Genomic DNA, 1,998 nt, shown 5'->3' with positions numbered 1-1,998 from the left:
AGGGTGCCATGCCTTCTTACTGAGTTGTAGTATTTTTCAATATAAAAATACGTTTGTGTTGTCATTTCACTACGACTCAGTTCATTTAAATTCTTTATCCACTCCTTTTTATACTGCGCGAAGAAGCTTTCTGAGCATGCGTTATCCCAGCAGTTGCCTTTTCTAGACATACTCACTGTGACACCTCTATTAGTTAACCACTTCACTGTTTCCTTTGCGACATACTGAGCTCCTTGATCTGAATGAAAGAGCAAGTTCGAACCATCAGGTTTGCGTGCAGACCATGCCTTTCTCAGTGTTTTAATAACTAACTCGGCGTTGTTTATCCGGCTTGTTACCCAGCCAACAACCTTACGAGAATACAAATCAAGGATGACGCATAAATACTGCCAACCATCTTTACAGCGTACTTGTGTGATATCTGAAACCCACACGGTATTTACTGCATCAACATTAAACTGGCGTCGTAGTAAGTTACTCGCTTTGATTGTACCTTCTTTCTTCGCGCGGCTTGTATAGCGCCTCTTACCTGACTTTGAACGATACCCAACGCTTTGTAAAAGTCTCTGCACACGTCCTTTACTGCAATCAAAGCCATGTGCTACCGCTGCTTCCCAAAGCTTTCTATAGCCCGGGATACAGTGCTCCTGGTCGCTAATATGCTTTAGAAACTTAAGTAACGAACTGTTCTCTTTCTGGCGTGTGCTAGGTAATTGCTTTAACCATTTATAATACCCAGCCGGCGACACAGATAACCAACTGCACAACTTTTTCACTGTGCGTTTGGCGTCTGTGACCTTGTGGATATATTCGAACCTTATTCTTTTAGGCTGTCGAAGTAGACCTTCGCCTTTTTTAAAACGTCATTCTCCAACTGAGCATCTTCGAGTTGCTTCTCAAGCTTGCGAATTTGGCGCTCTAAATCTGTGTATGATTTGTCAGGGCCTTGGTTCTTAAGTGGCTTTGATGTTTTCTTCTTCGAGGTCATGTGACTTCTCCAACTTGATAGCATGTCAGGATGAATACCGTATTTATTAGCGACCATCTTAACTGTATCTGTGGTGTCTAACGACTCTTGAACGACTTTTATTTTAAATTCGAGGGAATATCTACGCTGTGACTTTACTTTCATGATTACTGACTCCAAAGAGGTGTCTACTTTTATGGAGTCAGATCAATCAGCCGCGCGGTGTGGTTTTTTGGGTAATAGTCTCCCTCTACTCCAGGCTCTAGGCTCTAGGCTCTAGGCTCTAGGCTCTAGGCTCTAGGCTCTAGGCTCTAGGCTCTAGGCTCTAGGCAAAGTGTGCTTGTAGGAATGGCTTTAGCCATGAATGTGTTTGTTAAGGTCTAGATTCGGCACTGAAGTGCCTCCTACGCGGGGTTGTTGCTGAGGGTGACTCTGTACTTAACAACCCTACAGTTCAACTAACATCTAATATCTGACGTCTAACATTCTCATCACGTAGGAATGGCTTTAGCCGTGAATGTGTTTGTTAAGGTCTGAATTCGGCACTGAAGTGCCTCCTAAGGGGTTTTGTTGCTGAGGGTGACTCTGTACTAAACAACCACACAGTTCAACTTTACCCTCGCTAACTTGTAACTCGCTAACTCATGTTGGGTTTCGCTCCGCTCTACCCAACCTACCTGGAGAATGAACAGGGTGAGCTTAGAATGACTCTGTACTAAACAACCACACAGTTCAACTGACGTCTGACGGCTGAAAGCTGACAGCTAAAACGCAAAAAAGCCCGACTCTTTCGAATCGGGCTTTCTCTTATTTGGAGCCTGGCGATGACCTACTTTCACATAGCAGCTGCTACACTATCATCGGCGCTGTTTCGTTTCACTACTGAGTTCGGCATGGGGTCAGGTGGGTCCAAAACGCTATTGTCACCAAGCAAATTTGGTTTGTTAATCGCTGTTGCAATTAACTAAAATTCGGAATTCTGATATCAAGTAAATGTCTACTTTAGTAACTTAACTTCTGTCGTTACGCTG

At 43.7% G+C, this 1,998-nt stretch carries 1 protein-coding gene and 1 rRNA gene; both read right to left on the bottom strand.

Annotation, left to right across the window (positions count from 1 at the left end):
• A protein-coding gene (locus PASHI_RS04345; RefSeq protein ID WP_156426457.1) for an IS3 family transposase occupies positions 1-1,132 on the bottom strand; the annotation gives its coding sequence in 2 pieces (ribosomal slippage) (positions 1-859 and positions 859-1,132; 1,133 coding nt annotated over the 2 pieces). This gene is flagged as partial in the annotation.
• A gap of 651 nt (positions 1,133-1,783) precedes the next feature.
• Positions 1,784-1,898, bottom strand: a 5S ribosomal RNA gene (gene rrf, locus PASHI_RS04335).
• Positions 1,899-1,998: the final 100 nt, after the last annotated feature.

It is taken from the genome of Pseudoalteromonas shioyasakiensis, from assembly GCF_001550135.1.
GTDB classification, from domain to species: Bacteria; Pseudomonadota; Gammaproteobacteria; order Enterobacterales; family Alteromonadaceae; genus Pseudoalteromonas; species Pseudoalteromonas shioyasakiensis.
Note: the sequence above shows the minus strand (reverse complement) of the source record. Positions and strands in the feature narration are given on the sequence as shown.